The 16,020-nt window shown below is 46.3% G+C and carries 17 protein-coding genes and 1 tRNA gene; 8 read left to right on the top strand and 10 right to left on the bottom strand.

What is annotated here, in order from left to right; genetic code table 11:
• Positions 1-3: 3 nt before the first annotated feature.
• Complete coding sequence (locus tag ARCVE_RS09190; protein ID WP_013684499.1) at positions 4-780, bottom strand: nucleotide-binding protein; 777 nt, start codon at positions 778-780, stop codon at positions 4-6.
• Between the two features lie 72 nt (positions 781-852).
• Between ARCVE_RS09190 and ARCVE_RS09185 the strand changes: the two genes are divergently transcribed.
• From ARCVE_RS09185 to ARCVE_RS09175, 3 genes are read left to right on the top strand one after another with little or no spacing between them, the layout of a single operon-like run.
• On the top strand, positions 853-2,742 hold the full coding sequence (locus ARCVE_RS09185; RefSeq protein WP_048085966.1) for a hypothetical protein: 1,890 nt from the start codon (positions 853-855) through the stop codon (positions 2,740-2,742).
• A gap of 2 nt (positions 2,743-2,744) precedes the next feature.
• Positions 2,745-3,071 carry a hypothetical protein gene (locus ARCVE_RS09180; RefSeq protein ID WP_013684497.1) on the top strand — a complete coding sequence of 109 codons (327 nt, stop codon included), beginning with the start codon at positions 2,745-2,747 and terminating at the stop codon, positions 3,069-3,071.
• A gap of 5 nt (positions 3,072-3,076) precedes the next feature.
• Positions 3,077-3,784, top strand: coding sequence for a signal peptidase I (locus ARCVE_RS09175; protein WP_013684496.1), 708 nt, complete (start codon positions 3,077-3,079; stop codon positions 3,782-3,784).
• Between the two features lie 15 nt (positions 3,785-3,799).
• Here the strand turns inward: ARCVE_RS09175 and ARCVE_RS09170 are convergent, their stop codons facing one another.
• From ARCVE_RS09170 to ARCVE_RS09160, 3 genes are all read right to left on the bottom strand, one after another.
• A complete protein-coding gene (locus tag ARCVE_RS09170; protein ID WP_013684495.1) occupies positions 3,800-4,639 on the bottom strand; it encodes a hypothetical protein in 840 nt (279 codons plus the stop codon).
• 88 nt (positions 4,640-4,727) lie between these two features.
• Entirely contained in the window at positions 4,728-5,426 is a 699-nt protein-coding gene (locus ARCVE_RS09165) for an ATP/GTP-binding protein (protein ID WP_013684494.1), read from the bottom strand.
• Between the two features lies 1 nt (position 5,427).
• Positions 5,428-7,527 carry a DEAD/DEAH box helicase gene (locus ARCVE_RS09160; RefSeq protein WP_013684493.1) on the bottom strand — a complete coding sequence of 700 codons (2,100 nt, stop codon included), beginning with the start codon at positions 7,525-7,527 and terminating at the stop codon, positions 5,428-5,430.
• A gap of 161 nt (positions 7,528-7,688) precedes the next feature.
• Between ARCVE_RS09160 and ARCVE_RS09155 the strand changes: the two genes are divergently transcribed.
• The 3 genes from ARCVE_RS09155 (at position 7,689) to ARCVE_RS09145 (ending at position 9,447) form a co-directional block, all read left to right on the top strand.
• Positions 7,689-7,761, top strand: a tRNA-Thr gene (locus ARCVE_RS09155).
• Between the two features lie 228 nt (positions 7,762-7,989).
• Positions 7,990-8,697: a hypothetical protein gene (locus ARCVE_RS09150; protein ID WP_013684492.1), complete on the top strand. Its 708-nt coding sequence runs from the start codon at positions 7,990-7,992 to the stop codon at positions 8,695-8,697.
• A 198-nt stretch (positions 8,698-8,895) separates the two neighbouring features.
• On the top strand, positions 8,896-9,447 hold the full coding sequence (locus ARCVE_RS09145; protein WP_013684491.1) for a hypothetical protein: 552 nt from the start codon (positions 8,896-8,898) through the stop codon (positions 9,445-9,447).
• A gap of 53 nt (positions 9,448-9,500) precedes the next feature.
• Here the strand turns inward: ARCVE_RS09145 and ARCVE_RS11390 are convergent, their stop codons facing one another.
• The 5 genes from ARCVE_RS11390 to ARCVE_RS09125 all read right to left on the bottom strand — a co-directional run bounded on the left by ARCVE_RS11390 (position 9,501) and on the right by ARCVE_RS09125 (position 13,139).
• The gene (locus ARCVE_RS11390; protein WP_156786050.1) at positions 9,501-9,638 is read right to left on the bottom strand and encodes a hypothetical protein; all 138 of its coding nucleotides are present in this window, start codon (positions 9,636-9,638) and stop codon (positions 9,501-9,503) included.
• Between the two features lie 22 nt (positions 9,639-9,660).
• Complete coding sequence (locus ARCVE_RS09140; protein ID WP_013684490.1) at positions 9,661-9,882, bottom strand: hypothetical protein; 222 nt, start codon at positions 9,880-9,882, stop codon at positions 9,661-9,663.
• 49 nt (positions 9,883-9,931) lie between these two features.
• The gene (locus tag ARCVE_RS09135) at positions 9,932-10,663 is read right to left on the bottom strand and encodes a hypothetical protein (protein WP_013684489.1); all 732 of its coding nucleotides are present in this window, start codon (positions 10,661-10,663) and stop codon (positions 9,932-9,934) included.
• 44 nt (positions 10,664-10,707) lie between these two features.
• A complete protein-coding gene (locus ARCVE_RS09130) occupies positions 10,708-12,159 on the bottom strand; it encodes a menaquinone biosynthesis decarboxylase (protein WP_013684488.1) in 1,452 nt (483 codons plus the stop codon).
• A gap of 188 nt (positions 12,160-12,347) precedes the next feature.
• Complete coding sequence (locus ARCVE_RS09125; RefSeq protein WP_013684487.1) at positions 12,348-13,139, bottom strand: C-GCAxxG-C-C family (seleno)protein; 792 nt, start codon at positions 13,137-13,139, stop codon at positions 12,348-12,350.
• A 289-nt stretch (positions 13,140-13,428) separates the two neighbouring features.
• On the opposite strand from ARCVE_RS09125, the gene ARCVE_RS09120 reads away from it, so the two are divergent.
• Both ARCVE_RS09120 and ARCVE_RS09115 read left to right on the top strand, forming a co-directional pair.
• Entirely contained in the window at positions 13,429-13,827 is a 399-nt protein-coding gene (locus tag ARCVE_RS09120) for a hypothetical protein (RefSeq protein ID WP_013684486.1), read from the top strand.
• A gap of 23 nt (positions 13,828-13,850) precedes the next feature.
• Positions 13,851-14,903 (top strand): acyl-CoA dehydrogenase family protein, encoded by a 1,053-nt coding sequence (locus ARCVE_RS09115; RefSeq protein ID WP_013684485.1) that lies wholly within the window; start codon positions 13,851-13,853, stop codon positions 14,901-14,903.
• 5 nt (positions 14,904-14,908) lie between these two features.
• Here ARCVE_RS09115 and ARCVE_RS09110 read toward each other — a convergent pair whose 3' ends face one another.
• Positions 14,909-15,973: an AAA family ATPase gene (locus tag ARCVE_RS09110; RefSeq protein ID WP_013684484.1), complete on the bottom strand. Its 1,065-nt coding sequence runs from the start codon at positions 15,971-15,973 to the stop codon at positions 14,909-14,911.
• Between the last annotated feature and the right edge of the window lie 47 nt (positions 15,974-16,020).

Raw genomic sequence — 16,020 nt, 5'->3', positions numbered from 1 at the left:
ATTTCACCCAAAGAGGTACTTCAGTCGGCCATACGGTCTGATATCCACATCCTCTCCAACAAGCCTTCTTGCGAGGTCGTAAAAGTCCTTTGCCACCTTTGAGTAGGGCTTTCGCATGGTGACGGGGATGCCATCTTCCCAGCATTCTCTCACGAGCTTGGATTCTCTTATTATTCCCACAACCTCAGCTCCTATTGCGTTCTCTGCGTACTCAACCATTCTCTTTTCTCCTTTGTAGCGGTTGATGATTATTCCTCCCACTCTAACACCCGAAACGTCTGCAATTTTCCTTACCTTCTGTGAGTCGATGATCGATGCTTTCTCGGGATTAACAACGAGGTAGGAAGCGTCAGCACTTAGCATCGGTATTATTGCATACTTGCTGAGGCCTGCAGCCACGTCAACTATCACGAAGTCGTAATCTTTCCTGAGACTTTCAATCACATCCTTAAATCTTTCCATATCTATCTCTTCCAGTGCCTTAACAGACGTCGAAGCTGGCAGGACATGGAGCTCCTTTAGGACATCCATATCTTCGCTGTCCTTCAGCTTAACTCTTATCTCGTAAATTGCATCTTTCAGGTAGCCCATGTCTTTCAGAACGTCAAGCAGCGAAATGAAGGGGTCGTCGAGACCAAAGAATGTGTGGAGGTTGGGAAGAGCGATGTCGCTGTCAATTACGATAACGCGACCAAAGAGTGTTAGAACAACAGCTAAATTTGCTGAAACAGTAGTCTTTCCAACACCGCCCTTACCCGAACAGATGGCAAGCACTGGCATACATCACACCAAAAAACCTGCTGGTGGTTTTAAATGATAAAGTATATATCTCTTTCCATAGTTAATGCTAACATGGCGCCGCGGTTACGCCTCAAAGTACCTGTAAGGCTGATAATTCTCGCGATAATCCTAATACTTTGCTCTTCTCCGTCACTTGCCCTTTCACAATCAGATTTTAAGGTCGCCTTTGTTACATACGTTTACGATTATGACAAATATATTCCGAGATGGGACAATGTTTACAAACAGGGGGACACAATAAAACTCTACGTTGGCGTGGAGAACGTTAACAGGGGCAGAGCTGCTGCTGTGGACTTTGTTGTTGTTGTAAAAGACCCTGAAGGCTACGTCGTGGATGGAAAGGTCGTTCAGAAGAGAGTTACCGGTTATCAGGACGAAATATACGATGTTATCGAAATAGGGGTTAAAGACGACTGGATAAACGGGAAGTATCAAATTGATGCTTACGTTTTTGATGTGCTCAACCTCAGTGCGACGTACAAGAGCTACAACGAGCTGTACGATAAAATCCTCTACTCTGGCCAGTACGATTTGAGTATCGGCACGATATCGAGGGATGAAGCTCCCTACGTCAAGAAGCGGCTTACTTTCTACGTCAAGCCCTACACAATCCCGAATCAGTTCGTGGTCTTCGATGCGAGGCTTGAAGCGAGTGCACTTCCTGAAGGCGCATCGAACACCCTTAAAGTTACCGTGATAAACAAAATAGATGAAGAGGGCACAATAACTCTAAAAGCTCTTGTTGATGGTAGGGTTGTTGATTCCAAAACCGTCGAGCTTTCAGGCTATGAGGTGAAAGTAGTAAGTCTCGAAATACCTCCCTTGCCCCTCGGAACTCACCTGATTCAGGTTAAAACCGATAATGGTGTCCTTTCCAGAACTCTGCCTGTATTCGTAAGACCTCTTCTATATGACAGGCCAATCCTTATTGGTGATGTGAAAGATGGCTCTGTGGTGTATTCTCCAAACAACTACATCCTCGGGAGTGTGGGTATATCTGAAATAAGCGATGTTGATGTTGATAGTGCTATATCCAAGCTCAAGACATCTGGATACGACGTAAACAGAGAAGATGCAAAGAAGATGCTCACGAATATCCTTGCATATCTTTACAAGCACTACGGCAAGTCAGGAGTGGCGAAAGTGGCCCTGCTGGAGGGGAGCGATAGCAGAGCGGAGAAGGTACTTCCCGAGTTGCTTGAGATAGTTAAAAAGGATAGCGGAGCACCCATTGAGTATGTGGGTGTCAGAGGATACAGCGAGCTGAAGGATGTCGATATTGCGATTTACGTAGGAGGTAGCGTGCCGAAAGTCGGGCAGCTTGGCTACTTCTTCGATGCTGGTGGATTCCTGATAGTTGACAATCCGCTTTACTGGAAGGATTACAGAGAGGAACTCGAAAGAGAGCTACTATATATAGGTGGATGGAAGAAAGTCAAAACTCCTGAAGAGCTGTACTTCTCTTACTATGACCTCAGAATAGACAGGGGCATTGAGGTGACGATCTCGACTGAGATAACTCTGCCTCCAAAACTGCAGTACTCCGAGCTGAGCGTGGACAAGTTTATTTCAACTGCTGGTGAACCCATCATGATTTCGTTCAAGGTCAAGAATGTGGGTAAATCAGGTAAGGAAGTCGTTAAAGTCCTTGTAAATGGTGAACCGGCGTACGAAGAGGAGGTAATGCTTAAGACTGGAGAAGAGAAAAGCATTAGCTTCGAGTATGTGCCAGAGGAGGAGGGCAGTTACAAGGTTGAAATTCCGGGAACTAACCTTGTAAAGGTGTTCTTTGTAAAAGCAAAAACAACTGGTCAGCTCGCCCCAAAGCCAACGCCCACTCCACAGGAGAAGCGGAGCACGAGAGAGGGTGGAGCGCTGGTGGTTGGTTCAGCAGCACTGCTTGCAGCGCTGGTCATAGCAAGAATGCTCCTGCGTGAGTGAGCATGCTCTCCGAGATGGAGGAACTCGTCCTTAAAGTCGTTATGCTCGGCGAAAAGAGAGTGGACAAAATTGCGAAAAAGTGTGGAATATCTACTATACTGGCCGAGAAAATTATTGAAAGGCTTATTGAGAAGGGTTACATCGATTACGAGCTAAACCCTCTGGAAAAAGCATACAGGGAGCTCAAGTGGGTCGATTGGAAGCATGGATTTTCGTACTACGGTGAAGACACGAAAAAGCTCGTTAGGTTCATTGCAGATCTCGCGGTGGTAATAGCAGCTATAATCTTCATAAGCACGTTAATGCACTTTTTCGGCATCATCAGGTGAAAAACATGCAGATTGCTGTACTCGAACTCATTGCAGTTCTGATGTTTCTCCTGATCATTTTAGTGTACTTTCTTGTTAAAGGATATACAATCCCAGTTATAGAGCGCTTCAGAATTGCAATGGGGAAGGGAGAAAGAAAAAAGAGAGTCGAAACGATAGTTGAAAGAGCTAAAATAAGCGAACCTCCGTACGGCAGGATAGCGCTCGTACTTTCGATTTTTGCTTTACTCATGGTGCTGACTCTCACACACAAGCTCTTCTTTGCTGTCGTAACGTCTGACAGCATGGTTCCCACCTTTAAAAGAGGAGACATGTTTCTTGCTCAGGCACTGTACATTGACCCTCAGCCTGGAGACATTGTCATGTTTAAGAGACCCGACGTTTATCTCCCAATCACTCACAGAGTCCTCAAAGTTGAAAACGGCAGGATCTACACGGGAGGAGACGCATCCGGCCCGGATCCATGGTATATAACTAAAAAGGACATAATAGCGGAAGCTGTACTCATTGGAGGTAAGCCTGTCGTTATAAAAGACTTCGGTAAGTACTTCATTCTGGATGCGAGAGAGTTGCGTTCCATCGGACCCTACGGTCAGGAGTATCTATTTTACAAGAATCTGGTAAACGCGTTTAAGAGCTACGCAATGGCGATAGTTATCATATCAATAAGTCTGTATGTTTACCTCGAGATTGGAGGCGGCAGGCGCTACTAACTATAATATTATTCGCTACAATCCTCTGAACCACTCTACGAGTTTTCTGCAGGTTTCCTTGGTTTTTGCGTACAGGAAGTTCTCCCTTCTGTATCCGTTGGTTGAAACCTTCTCGACCTCCTCAACACTCAGCGTTTTTGCGTAGAGATAGTACAGGTACGCGTAGAGCACGACTGTCAGGAAAATCAGACCCATGAGGGGCACGAGGCCGATTGTAGCGCGGAGTATTATGGTGCCGGCGGGGACGAGCAGAACCGGGATGCCAAGGACGACCCATGCCTCAATTCTGTGGAAGAGGTTGAACTCCTTGGTAACAAAAAACCACCAGAGAATGTAAAGAAGCGTGTAGAGGTACGGTTCATAGGGAAGGTTGTAGTTCAGGAGAAAGAGGTATGCTCCGAAGAAGAACATTGCCACCACGACTGTGCGCATGTAGAATGCCGTTTTTCTCAGCACTATAGACTCAGGACTGGGAACACTTATTTCTACTGGCCTTACGAGCTCTTCTTCCATTTTCTCGAGCTTCTTTTCGAGGTTGACTATCCTTGTCTTTACCTCGTTAACCTCTGCAGTTCCGTATGCAATCTCCTCGAGAACAGGTCTCAGCCTTGCATAGATTACATCCTCGAAGGCGCTCTCCGTTACAACAGACAGCATAACCAGCCTCTTGTAGAGTCTCAGACTCCCTCCCGCGAGAACAGTACCGAATGAGAAGAACAGGAAGTCAATAAGGAGGTACGGTAGGTCTTTACCGTTAACAAAGTCGTTGTACATGGAAATGAGCGAGATACCGATGATACCAAAACCCATAATAGCAGCAATGGCAATCACTGCCTTCTCGGCCGCGTACTTCATTACAGAATTGGGGCAGGTCATTACTTATAAGCATTGCTTTATTTTCCTTTTTTGCCTACTTGGAGGTAGGCATTGCCAGCATCTGCCGTTAGCTCAGGTCACCGCAGCTGCAAAAGAGTTCGTTCAGAGAGGAAAAGACATCGTCAAAGCCTGTCTTGCTGGTTGAAGAGACTTCTATCGTCCTATATGGCAGCGTTGTGCATTCAAGAAACGTGAGTAGCCCCTCCAAGAGTTCTGCAAGCATTCCACCTTCTGCGAGACCTTTCTTCACTTCCTCGATCCTTGGCGGTTTTACTATGTCGCATTTATTGAAAACTGTCAGCGTTGGGAGGGCTGTACGAAGGGACACTACCGCACACTGTGCGAGAATAGAGACGAAGTTTTCCGGTGTTGCTGCAACATCTGATGCGACGAGGAATACTCCCGCTTTAAAAGATGGCAGGGCGTTCAGAATTTCAAGTCCAGCATTCGAATAAAGGAATACCTCCATCTGGCCCGGTGTGTCATAGAGCACGAAGTCTGCAGAAACCACGAACTCCTCTGAGAGTTCAGATGCGAGTTCCATGGATTTCAGAAGAGCTCCGTTTATTCCAAGGCGATACTCTTTCATCACGTCCTCAACTCTCACATAGTCTCTCACATCCACCGCTGCTTCATAGCACGGGTTTGAGGCAGGATCGAGGTTTACGGCCTTTGCATCGTAGCCCTTGTCCCTTAAGAACTCAAGGAATGCTGCAACGAATGTGCTCTTACCGCTTGCTGCCGGACCTATCACGACGATGTTCATCCTAACCACCTCGTTTCAGGTCGTTCTCAATTTGAGCGATGGCTTTCTCCGCCACGCGCTTGCCTATAACAACCGCAGCCTTCTGTCTGTTCTCAACAAGCTCCCTCCGGTTCCTTATTCCTGCGGTGTATAGTTTCCTCGCTCTTGCCCTTCCAATCCCCTTTATCTCCACGAGGTCGAGAAGTTCCTCCTTCACACCGTACTTTATCCTCTTTACGAGTCCGGAGAAAAACGACTTCTGTGCATGGTTGATGAAGGCTGCAATCTTTGAAAGGGCGTAGGCAAGCCATTCTGCTGTTTCAACGACCCTCATCAGATCTCCGGGAGCAATCCCGTACTTTTCACATATCTCGTCCTCGTCGCTCTCGTTTATCCACTCGTGGAGGCACATGGCCGTCTTGACCTCCGCGAGGAACCAGTCATAATCTGCCGAATAGGGTGATGGAGCGTAAGTAAGCTCGTCCATGAACGCTATAGCCTCTTCCTCCACCCAGTCGTCGCTCTTTTTGATGTACAGGTTCTCCATATCCGGAGTTCTGCATATGAGGTGCAGCGCTGCGATTTCGGTGAATTCATCTCTCTTCGACAGCTCTGAATAAAACATGAAGCCCGTCAGCGGGTCGATGTAAAGGCGGGAAACCATATCGCCGAGTTCTGTAACGGAAATGCTGTTCTCTCCGAACTCGAGCATTTCCCACCTCTCGAGCTGCAGGAGTATTCGTTCAAGCTCGTAGCGCGCGGAAATCTCGTTCTGGTGGAAGAAAAACGTGGACTCGAAGAAGTTTTCAAGCGCATCGATACTCCTGAAGTCAGAAGACAGGGCGAGAGTGTGGAATCGAAGATGATTCTCAGCCCCAAGCTTCGACGTTATCCTCTCCACTTCCCCAAAGATGTACCTGTTGAGAACCTCCTCCCTCGATCTGTTGCTCCTGACTATGACGACAGCCTCTCCTCTCTCGTCGAGTCCTGGTCTTCCCGCTCTGCCAACCATCTGCTTGTATTCTATGGTCTTTATCGGCTCGCTTGCGTATCCTCCAAAGCGGTGGTAGCTCTTGATAATAACCCTCCTTGCAGGAAGATTAACGCCGGCAGCGAGTGTTGGCGTTGCAACCACGACCTTTACTCGGCCCTCTCTGAATGCCTTCTCGACTGCTGTTCGCTGAGAGTTGAGCAATCCTGCGTGGTGGAATGCTGTGCCCATTCTTATGCAGTCTGCAAGTCTCTGGCTCATCTCCCCTTCGTTCTCTTCCAGAACCGCCTTTGCTATGTCCTCGTTGGAGTCGATGTATCTGAACACTCTCTGCGCAAGTTTCAAGGCCGTCGATTCTGCGTTTCTCCTCGTGGAGTCGAAAACGAGGACCTGGCCCCCCTGCTCGAGACAGTCGAGGACGAGAGCCATTATATCCTTCCCTATCTTCCTCTGCTCTGTGAGCACGCCATCGGCGTAGAACTCAAGCCTGCCGTTGAAAAAGATGCCCTCGAAGAGCGGCACCGGCCTCCAGTCGCTTTTAACGCAAACCGCATCGAGCCATGCAGCAATCTCGTCGGCGTTGGGTATCGTCGCCGACAGGGCAATTATTCTTGGGTTGCAAACCTTTCTCATCTTTGCCATGAGTATCTCGAGCGTCGCTCCCCTTTTCGCTGAGTCGAGGAGGTGTACCTCATCGACGACGAGGCACGTAACGTCCTTCAGCCATCCAGCCCTGTTTCGCATGAGCGAGTCAGCCTTCTCGCTCGTGGTGACAACGATATCATTCTCGCTCAGCCACTCGTCTCTCGACTCGTAGTCTCCTATGGACATGCCCACCTTTGCCCCGATCTTCTCCCACTTCCTGAACTCCTCGTACTTCTCCATAGCAAGTGCTCTCAGAGGGACAACGTACAGACACTTTCCACCCTCGATGATCTCTCTAACCATTGCAAGTTCGGCAAGCAGGGTTTTGCCACTCGCAGTAGGTATCGCAATTACCATGTTCTTCCTCGTGAAAAGCCCAGCCTTTACAGCTTCAACCTGAGGTGGGAAGAGTGTCTTGATTCCCCTCTCCTCGATTATCCTGACCGCATAAGTTGAAATGTGATCCTTCAGCTCTTCAATGTCCATCAAGGGAAGTTAGGAGAGTTGGGTTAAAAGTCTTCTCTAAGGATAAGTCTAACAGTTCCTACCCACCATTCTTCGAAATTTTTAAAATAGCCATTCGGAACCCATAGCAGGATCCATGCGAAAAAGTTTTTAACCAGCCCCCAAACCTGAGAAAGAGCAGTGCCACGGTAGCTCAGCAGGTAGAGCGCGTGCTTGGTAAGCACGAGGTCGCGGGTTCAAATCCCGCCCGTGGCTCTTTTATTTTTGATATAACAGTGTAAGTGGGCTGAAGTTGGTCTAAAGCGTTTCTTGCAAGCGTTTCAAGGAATTTACTGAAGATAATAGGAACTTCGAAAGTATCAACGTACAACAAAATAACGCTGATTAAGGAAGTAGTTAGCCGATTAGGCGTCAAAGAAGGCGATCTAATCATCTTTATCGAGGAAGACGCAGAATTTATATCAAGAAAGCTGAATTGTAAATATGGTAAAAAAGAAACTGGAAATAACAATAGGTGATTTAACATTATTCGAAATTAAGCAAACTAAAAAAGGTAAAGAAGCTTACATAATTTTTCCTATACCTGATCTTGGAACACACATTTCTCTACATCAATCCGGGAAAATGCATATCAAGGACAAATATGGTCTAAAAGAAGATATAACGGAGCCTCGGTATGAATCAGTAGGCGAACTTCTCTCTGATTTTAGCAACTTCCTTTACACTCCTAAAGCAAAAGAAGTCATTTGTGTTCGATATAAGATGAGCACTGGTGTAATTAGTGGAAAGAAGATAGATCTCCTAAAATTGTTTGACTACACCCATCTTTCAGATATTCAAGTTTGTGAGATCTCTACTGCATTGGAGAAGTTGTCGCGAAGACAATCCCGCACAGAAACGTACCAAATCATAGACCCACTAAAGGGAAGGATAATATTGAAGCCTGTTATAGGAAATATTGTGTTTGCCTATCCTACTGATCCCAACTCAGTAAACAACCTTTTCCAAACCAAGTTGGGAAGGGGTTTACTAAACCCAATAGACAGGTATTTTCAAAAAAGATCTGATGTCATTGATAGTTGGCTTTCTCAAATACCCACAGACAAAATAGCTAAAGAAGTGGACGGAATCTTCGAGAATAAAGTAAAAGAGATCGAAGAGATGATTAAAAACTTCAAGAAATCAAAATAAATTCACTTCAATTCTTCTGAAGGAATCTGAAAAATCATCGAAGACAACTTAGAAGGAGTCATGGGTGATAAAGACTCAGAAATAATTAGAAACATCATGATTGCTTGGCTGTTCTGATAAGTCTTACTTAAAGAGATCAGAAGAATCTGGGCAGGAACAAAACCATAATCTTAAAGTAGTTGAAAAATAAGTTTCTTTATGGAAGATCCTGACAGCCTTATTTATGACCTATCTAAATGGTTTTTTGATCATAATTGGAAACGAAAGATTACTCTTGATGATAAAGCAGATGGCATATGTCGAACCATACTCTTGATGGTAGCCGCAAATATTGCTATTTTATCAATAGTTTTCAAATATTTTAACGAATATTTCTTGATTTTTCTTGTATTTATTAGTGTAAGTTTTGTTTTGTTGGTAATAGGAGCATACTTTTCGATTTTAGCTTTGAGAGTAAGAACTCTTGCATACTTAATTCCCGATCCTGGAAAAATAATTAAAGATATGTATGGAATTAAAGGTGAGTATGATGAAATTCCAAAAGACTTCCACATAAAAATGGAATTTAAGGAGCTTCAAAAGCATTACATCAAAAAATTAATCGATTATAGTTATCACAATCAAAAGATTATCGAAGAGAAAGCTGAATATGTTAAAAAAGCTCAAGATTATGTAATCTATAACATTTGTTACATTTTAGCTTTAATTATTATCTACATTATTGTTTTAATAATATTAAGCATAACTTAAAAAACTTCATTTCAAAACGTTACTCATAGGCAACACGAAAAAATAAATAAAAATCAAACCCCCAACTTCTCCTTCACCTTCTCCAAATCCAAGAACTCAGGCACAGGATTGAAGTTCTTGCCAACTGTGTCCATGTAATGCCTGAACAATTCTTCCTTCGTGTACTTTCTGTAAATTTCGCTGACTTTCAACCGTGTAGCTTTCCTTTCTTCTCTAGACTCCAGAAATTACTCCTAAACTTTCCAGAATTTCCTTAAGCCTTCGTGATTCTTCAAGTACCTTCTTTAATTCTGTTTCATCATGCCCCACTATCGCAATCCTTCTCAAGTCATCAATGCCGTAATCCGGCCAGTATTTGGCTGCGAAATTCCTTAGCTGGTCCATGTTCAGATTTTCGAGTTTCAGGAGCAAGATTGCATCAAAAGAAAGATCCAACCGTCACTCTACCAATATCCCATCCCAAAAATATTAAAAAAATAGAATACTACTTCAAAACCCTGTAAATAATCACGTTTCCATCATTATATTCCAGCTTGAAGCCAGGGATGTCCTCTCCTTTAAGCATTCTCGCCAGTAAAACATTTCGGACGGGTTTCTTGACGTCCCATTCATTATCTGAAAGCTCAATATATTCTGACATGTTTTTACCGGCAGCCCTCAGGATTATCGGAAAGTAACTGACGTCGTTTTTCGTGACATAGAAGCAATCTGCACCATATTTCTCTGCTATTTTCAGTGAAACCTCTGGATCTTCAGACGTAAGAGCAGTAGCAACGTCCTTTATGATTTCATGGGGGATTAACGCCTCCTCACGGGCATTCCATCCCACGACAGTATCCAGAATCTCCTTGCTCGGAGCGTAGACAACAGCATACCTCCCGGCATACCCCATAAGCATTCCCGCGTAGTCCCACCAGCAGATAAATCTCGCGTCTGGAGACGTGTTGTTTTTTATCCAGTCGAGAGATGGAGTGAAGGAAGGGTCCCACATATATCCACTGTAGTCTACCCCATTTACTGTAAATGCAATTGTCGTTGCATTGTATGGTTTACCCTTATAGACTGTGGAATATACCCAGAGGCTGCCGTTATAGGGGCCACCCAATTCTTTGATCATCTTTTTGGTTACTGGCCCAGCAGATGGCTGCTCGTTCTGTTGAGTGCAACCAGAAAACAAGATCACGAGGATTAAAAGGAGTAGCAGTCCACGTTTCATAGTCTGCTTGTTTTATCATCAGACATATAGTTTGCGACTGATCCTCAAAGCACGAACCTTGAAAGCTCACCCCAGATGGCATCAATTTTTTGCTTTACATCCGGACTCATCTCAACTGCATCGGGCCACTCTCTCTCGAATCCCTCCTCTTTCCACTTCTTCGTGGCATCTATGCCGAGCTTTCCGCCGAGGTTTGGTTTGTACGTTGAATGGTCGAGGCTGTCAATTGGCGCTTCCGGTATGATTATGACATCCCTCGCAGGATCGAAGCGGCTCGTTATGGCCCATATTACCTCCTGCATGTTCTGCACGTTGACGTCATCATCAACAACGATGACAACCTTCGTCAGCGAAAGCATGCCCATGCTCCACAGCGCGAACATCACCTTCTTTGCATGCCCTGGATAGCGCTTCTTTATCGAAACTATGGCAAGGTTGTGGAATGCAGCCTCGACAGGCAGATTTATGTCGACTATCTCGGGGTGAATCATCTTTATGAGGGGTAGGAAAATGCGCTCAGTCGCTTTCCCAAGCCATGCATCCTCCATCGGTGGTTTGCCAACAACAGTTGCATGATAAATCGGGTTCTCGCGGTGAGTTATGCAGGTTACATGGAAAACAGGATATGGTTCAGGCGGGGTGTAGTAGCCGGTGTGATCACCAAAGGGCCCTTCGATGCGCAGCTCATCGGCCTTGACGTAGCCTTCGAGGACTATTTCTGCTGTTGCGGGAACTTTCAAATCGACGGTTTCGCAGTCAACGAGTTTTACCCTTTCTCTCCTTATGAAGCCGGCGAACATGAACTCGCTCAGGTTTTCCGGCAGCGGGGCCGTTGAAGCGTAAAGAATTGCCGGATCCACACCTATGGCAACGGCAACCTCCAGCTTATCCTCACCCTTCTCCGCAAGCTTCCTGAAGTGCATGGCGCCGTGTTTGTGAATCTGCCAGTGCATACCAGTGGTTTTTCCATCAAAAACCTGCATGCGGTACATCCCTACGTTGAGCTCACCTGTTTCTGGGTCTTTTGTTATGACTGCTGGCAGGGTTATGAATGGGCCCGCATCGTTCGGCCAGCACTTCAAAATGGGAAATTTCGTTAAGTCTGGCTCATCCATTATGACTTCCTTACACGGCCCCTTCTTAACATTCTTTGGCATGAAAGAGGCAAGATCCTTAATCGCTCCAAGGCTCTTCAGGCCGTCGAGAAATGATGAAGGTCTGATTTTCGTGAGCTCAACGAGCCTTTCACCGATTTCCTCAAGTCTTTCAACCTCAAGGGCAAGCTTCATCCTTCTTTCAGTTCCAAAGGCATTCATGAGAACAGGAATATTATACCCCTTCGGTTTCTCGAAGAGAAGGGCTTTTCCTCCAGCCTTAACAGTCCTGTCGGCAATTTCAGTCATTTCAAGAACAGGGCTAACCTCATGCTTTATTCTCGCAAGCTCACCCTCGTTTTCAAGCCTTTCAATAAATTCCCTGAGGTCTTCGTAAGGCATGTTTCAAGCATTCCGCAATGCTTTAAAACGTTTACTAAGCAAAGTTTCTCCTCGTTGAATGTTTCAGGTTCTCTTGACTTTTTTAACATCTAATCGAATTACAGGAGGTCCTACAGCTTTCAAAGCGAGGAGACTACAGTAAGATAACAAAAACAGCTAAATTTTTAAAAAAGATAAAAATTATTTAGCTACCCGAACTTGGGGTGCTCCTCTCCAAGATTGAAGTGGCACTGTGTACAATCCATCTTGCCACGGGTGTTCTCCAGAGCACTTCCCTTATCATGGCAGCCTCTGCACTGCTTCACTCTATCCGGCAGCGGATATGCTGGTACAAAGGTTCCGTCGGCCTGTGCGTTCAGCAACTCCACCGTCTTTGCTGCCACAGATGCAGTAATCCACGCGCAGCGTTCCGATCTCTCTTTAGAGAATGCCTTAAATCCAGTCGCTTTGCACCAGTTAGTAACCGAAACGTGACAGAGAGGTGATCCGGAAACCGATTTCGGTATTTCGAACTTCGGGTTCTTGGGCCTAAAGTCTGGGAGCTCTTCCTGGCAGTACCACTGATAGAGCTCATTTATAATCGGATCCGGATCATTAGAGACGAGATATATGGCCGCTGCCGCTCCGTTTAACGCTCCGCAAAGAGTTGCCCAGCCTGCAACTCCACCCTTTCCGTATACCATCATCTCTGACGGGAATGTCGTGTAAGGATAGCCCACCTTTTCACGCAGTTTGTCGACTATTGCATCGAAGACGCCGAACATGCAGTGGTGCTCGTAGTACTTCTCGTAGGCCTTCTCTCCAACAACCGCAGGGTCAAGTTTCACATACGGCCACGGTAGCTCCAGTTGTGGTGTTGGCGTTGGAGTGGCCACTGTAGCAGCCCGGGGTTCTTCCGGCTTTTTCTCCGCACACCCCATACCCAGAGCTACAGCAGTCAATGCTCCCGCAAGTTTCAAGAACCCCCTTCTCGTTAGCATCTTTCCACACCCCCTTGTCTTTCCAGAAAGGTTTTTACCCCGCCTACAACCACCACATACGCGCTCTCCACCAACCAAGGCACCGCGCAGGATTCATTCACAAAAGGCGTTATGTCTATGACAAATCGCTTATCAATGTCGTCAAGAATAGTATCAGAAAGTGTCAACTTTTTTCTGAATTGCTAAAGATAATGGCATAAAATTTCTATAAAAACGGTCACTTTCACGAAATTTTATAATAACAAGTAGTTTCATCAAATATATATACCCAGTCCACAAATTTTGAAATATGAAGGTAAAGGAAGCGCCAAAGACTTCCACCTCTATTATAGTTCGTTCGGCCTCAAACGCCCGCATAACGCAGTCAAAAAACCCATTTCTTGAGCTGATGAGAAGACTCTTTAGAAAGGAAGAAGTTGCCATGAAGGCCATCAGGTTCATAAGCATGATAGACGAAAGGCAGAAAGCTGGCAGGCCGTTACGCGTTGACGAATGGGAAAAGGTGATGGAAGAACTTGGAATGGTTCGCTCCTCCTTCTATTCCATGAGAAACAAGCTGCTTGGAGCCGGTATGATAACAATTCGCAACGGGGAGTACCATTTATCCGGCGTATTCAGCCGTGATCTGGTTGACATGGCCCGCTGGTGGTGGACTGCGGTTCTTGGCTACGATCCGGACACACTTTAGCTGCTGCTGGTGTGGTGAAGAAGATGTCCACCTTAACGCCAGAGCTTGTGGAATTAGCCGCCAGGAAGGCTGCAAAAATGGACGAAGAAGACAGAATGGATGCTGAGCTAATAAAAACGGCCTTCGAACTTGGTCTTATGGGTGTTACGGTTCCAGAGAAGTATGGTGGTCTCGGAAAGAGCTTCAAAAAGCTCTGCATGCTGATCGAAGAGCTTGGAAAGGTAAATGCTGGCTTCGCTGTTAGCGTCGCCGCACACCACATGGCTGCGAATGCCATAAACCTCAATGGCAGCGGTGGCCTCAAGGAGAAGTGGCTCCCCCAGTTCTGTAAAAAGCTCGCAGCCTTTGCAACGACTGAGCCGAAGGCAGGAAGTGATCTGAAATCGATAGAGCTTGAAGCAAGAGACGAAGGAGACTGCTACGTCCTCAACGGCAACAAGACCCTCATAACAAACGGAGAGCTCGCGGAAGTATTCGTCGTTCTCGCGAGGTGTGATAACGGATTTTCACTTTTCGTAGTCGAAAGAGGAGAGGGTATGAAGGTAAGAAAGCTGAACGCTGGAGGTATGAGAGGTAGCGGGCTTGTATCAATCCGTTTTAACGATGTCGAGGTTCCAAAGGAGGACTCCATACCGAACGGGCTGAAGGCTGTAATGAACACACTGAACGTAAGCAGACCCGTTTTCTCTGCAATAGGTCTTGGAATTGCCGAAAGGTGCCTCGATTTGGCTATCAAGTACGCGAAGGAAAGAAAGGCGTTTGGAAAGCGCATTTCAGAGTTTCAGGGAATTCAGTGGATGCTTGCAGAAGTTGCTGCTGATATTGAAGCATTGAGGCTGATGGTTTACAGCACTGCGGAGAGCTGCGATCCTGTACGTTCAGCAATGTGCAAGCTGATTGCTGCAAAAACGGCAAAAAAAGCTGCTGACGTTGCAATCGAGATTTTTGGCGGGCACGGAACGCTGAGAGGAGCTGCGGTGGAAAGAGCCTACAGGGATGCAAAGATACTGGACATAGGCGAGGGGACGAGCGAAATCATGAAGCTTATAATTGCAAGGGGTCTGCTCAAAGATTAAAAAAGTCAGGCAAACATGTGCTTTGGCGGATTCTTTACTGGCATTGTTTTAACAGCAGCCTTCATGAAGTCTTCCGTCTCTATTCTGTCTCTGCCTTCTGCAATCGCTCTGTGCAGCGCGGACTTTATGACCTTCTCAACTAGGTCTCTGCCGGAAAAGCCTTCTGTCTGTCTTGCAACCTCGTCGAGCTTTGCTTTAACCTCGAGCGGGAACTCCTGGAGATTCTTTCTGAGTATTTCGAGCCTCTCCTCGTAGCTCGGCAGAGAAAACTCGATCTCCTCCTCGAACCTGCTTCTTATCGAGGCGTCGAGCATCTCTGCCCTGTTTGTTGCAGCTATGGTGCATATTCCATCGTTCCTCTGTATGCCATCAAGCTCTGTTAGCAGGGCGTTTACAACTTCCGAAACATCTCCACGAAGCTCCTGATACGAGCGGTCGAGAGCTATGGAGTCGAACTCATCGAGGAAGACAATACACGGCGCTACCTGCCTTGCTCTCTCGTAAAGCTCGTGAATTCTCCTCGCCCCGTCGCCAACGTGCTCTCCTATCAGCTTCGTTGATTTGACGGAAAGGAAGGGAACCTTCGCTTCGTTGGCCAGAGCTTTGGCAGTCATTGTCTTACCAGTTCCTGGTGGGCCGTAGAACAGAACGTTCCTCGGTGCCCACTTTCCGAACTTCTCCGGGTTCTTGAGGAACTCCAGAATGACCTTCACCTTTCTCTTCGCTTCCTCCTGCCCGACCACGTCGGAAAGGCTGACGTCCTTCACTATTTCCGTTTCTATCGTTCTGCTGGGGGTTTCCACGAGTATTATCGTTGAGTCGGTAATTATACCGTAGTCGGGCTCGGCACTGATAACCTCGAAGGCAAAATCGGGGAACATGCGTATGTCGAAGAGAAGCTTTCCTTTTGATACAAACTCTCCCTTCCACTGGTCTTTCGCGTACCTGTCAAATACCTTAGGGTTATCTACTACGGGATACTCGTGATAGCTCGCCTTGAGTGGATATCCGAGGGGCTTCAGTATCAGGTATTTGACCTCTCCTGGTTTCTCGACTGCTTTCCGGGGCATTTAACACAAGCTATTTCTACCTATTAATATCCTTTGCCCTTCGGTGA

It is taken from the genome of Archaeoglobus veneficus SNP6, assembly GCF_000194625.1.
Taxonomy (GTDB): Archaea; Halobacteriota; Archaeoglobi; order Archaeoglobales; family Archaeoglobaceae; genus Archaeoglobus_C; species Archaeoglobus_C veneficus.
This window is presented reverse-complemented; position numbering and strand designations above follow the sequence as displayed.

Coding starts and splice junctions, on each gene's coding strand:
- ARCVE_RS09120 (WP_013684486.1), top strand. CDS start 13,429: ATGAAGGTAAAGGAAGCGCCAAAGACTTCCACCTCTATTATAGTTCGT.
- ARCVE_RS09150 (WP_013684492.1), top strand. CDS start 7,990: ATGGTAAAAAAGAAACTGGAAATAACAATAGGTGATTTAACATTATTC.
- ARCVE_RS09135 (WP_013684489.1), bottom strand. CDS start 10,663: ATGAAACGTGGACTGCTACTCCTTTTAATCCTCGTGATCTTGTTTTCT.
- ARCVE_RS09110 (WP_013684484.1), bottom strand. CDS start 15,973: ATGCCCCGGAAAGCAGTCGAGAAACCAGGAGAGGTCAAATACCTGATA.
- ARCVE_RS09170 (WP_013684495.1), bottom strand. CDS start 4,639: ATGAAGTACGCGGCCGAGAAGGCAGTGATTGCCATTGCTGCTATTATG.
- ARCVE_RS09185 (WP_048085966.1), top strand. CDS start 853: ATGGCGCCGCGGTTACGCCTCAAAGTACCTGTAAGGCTGATAATTCTC.
- ARCVE_RS09165 (WP_013684494.1), bottom strand. CDS start 5,426: ATGAACATCGTCGTGATAGGTCCGGCAGCAAGCGGTAAGAGCACATTC.
- ARCVE_RS09190 (WP_013684499.1), bottom strand. CDS start 780: ATGCCAGTGCTTGCCATCTGTTCGGGTAAGGGCGGTGTTGGAAAGACT.
- ARCVE_RS09115 (WP_013684485.1), top strand. CDS start 13,851: ATGTCCACCTTAACGCCAGAGCTTGTGGAATTAGCCGCCAGGAAGGCT.
- ARCVE_RS09180 (WP_013684497.1), top strand. CDS start 2,745: ATGCTCTCCGAGATGGAGGAACTCGTCCTTAAAGTCGTTATGCTCGGC.
- ARCVE_RS09160 (WP_013684493.1), bottom strand. CDS start 7,527: ATGGACATTGAAGAGCTGAAGGATCACATTTCAACTTATGCGGTCAGG.
- ARCVE_RS09175 (WP_013684496.1), top strand. CDS start 3,077: ATGCAGATTGCTGTACTCGAACTCATTGCAGTTCTGATGTTTCTCCTG.
- ARCVE_RS09125 (WP_013684487.1), bottom strand. CDS start 13,139: ATGCTAACGAGAAGGGGGTTCTTGAAACTTGCGGGAGCATTGACTGCT.
- ARCVE_RS09130 (WP_013684488.1), bottom strand. CDS start 12,159: ATGCCTTACGAAGACCTCAGGGAATTTATTGAAAGGCTTGAAAACGAG.
- ARCVE_RS09145 (WP_013684491.1), top strand. CDS start 8,896: ATGGAAGATCCTGACAGCCTTATTTATGACCTATCTAAATGGTTTTTT.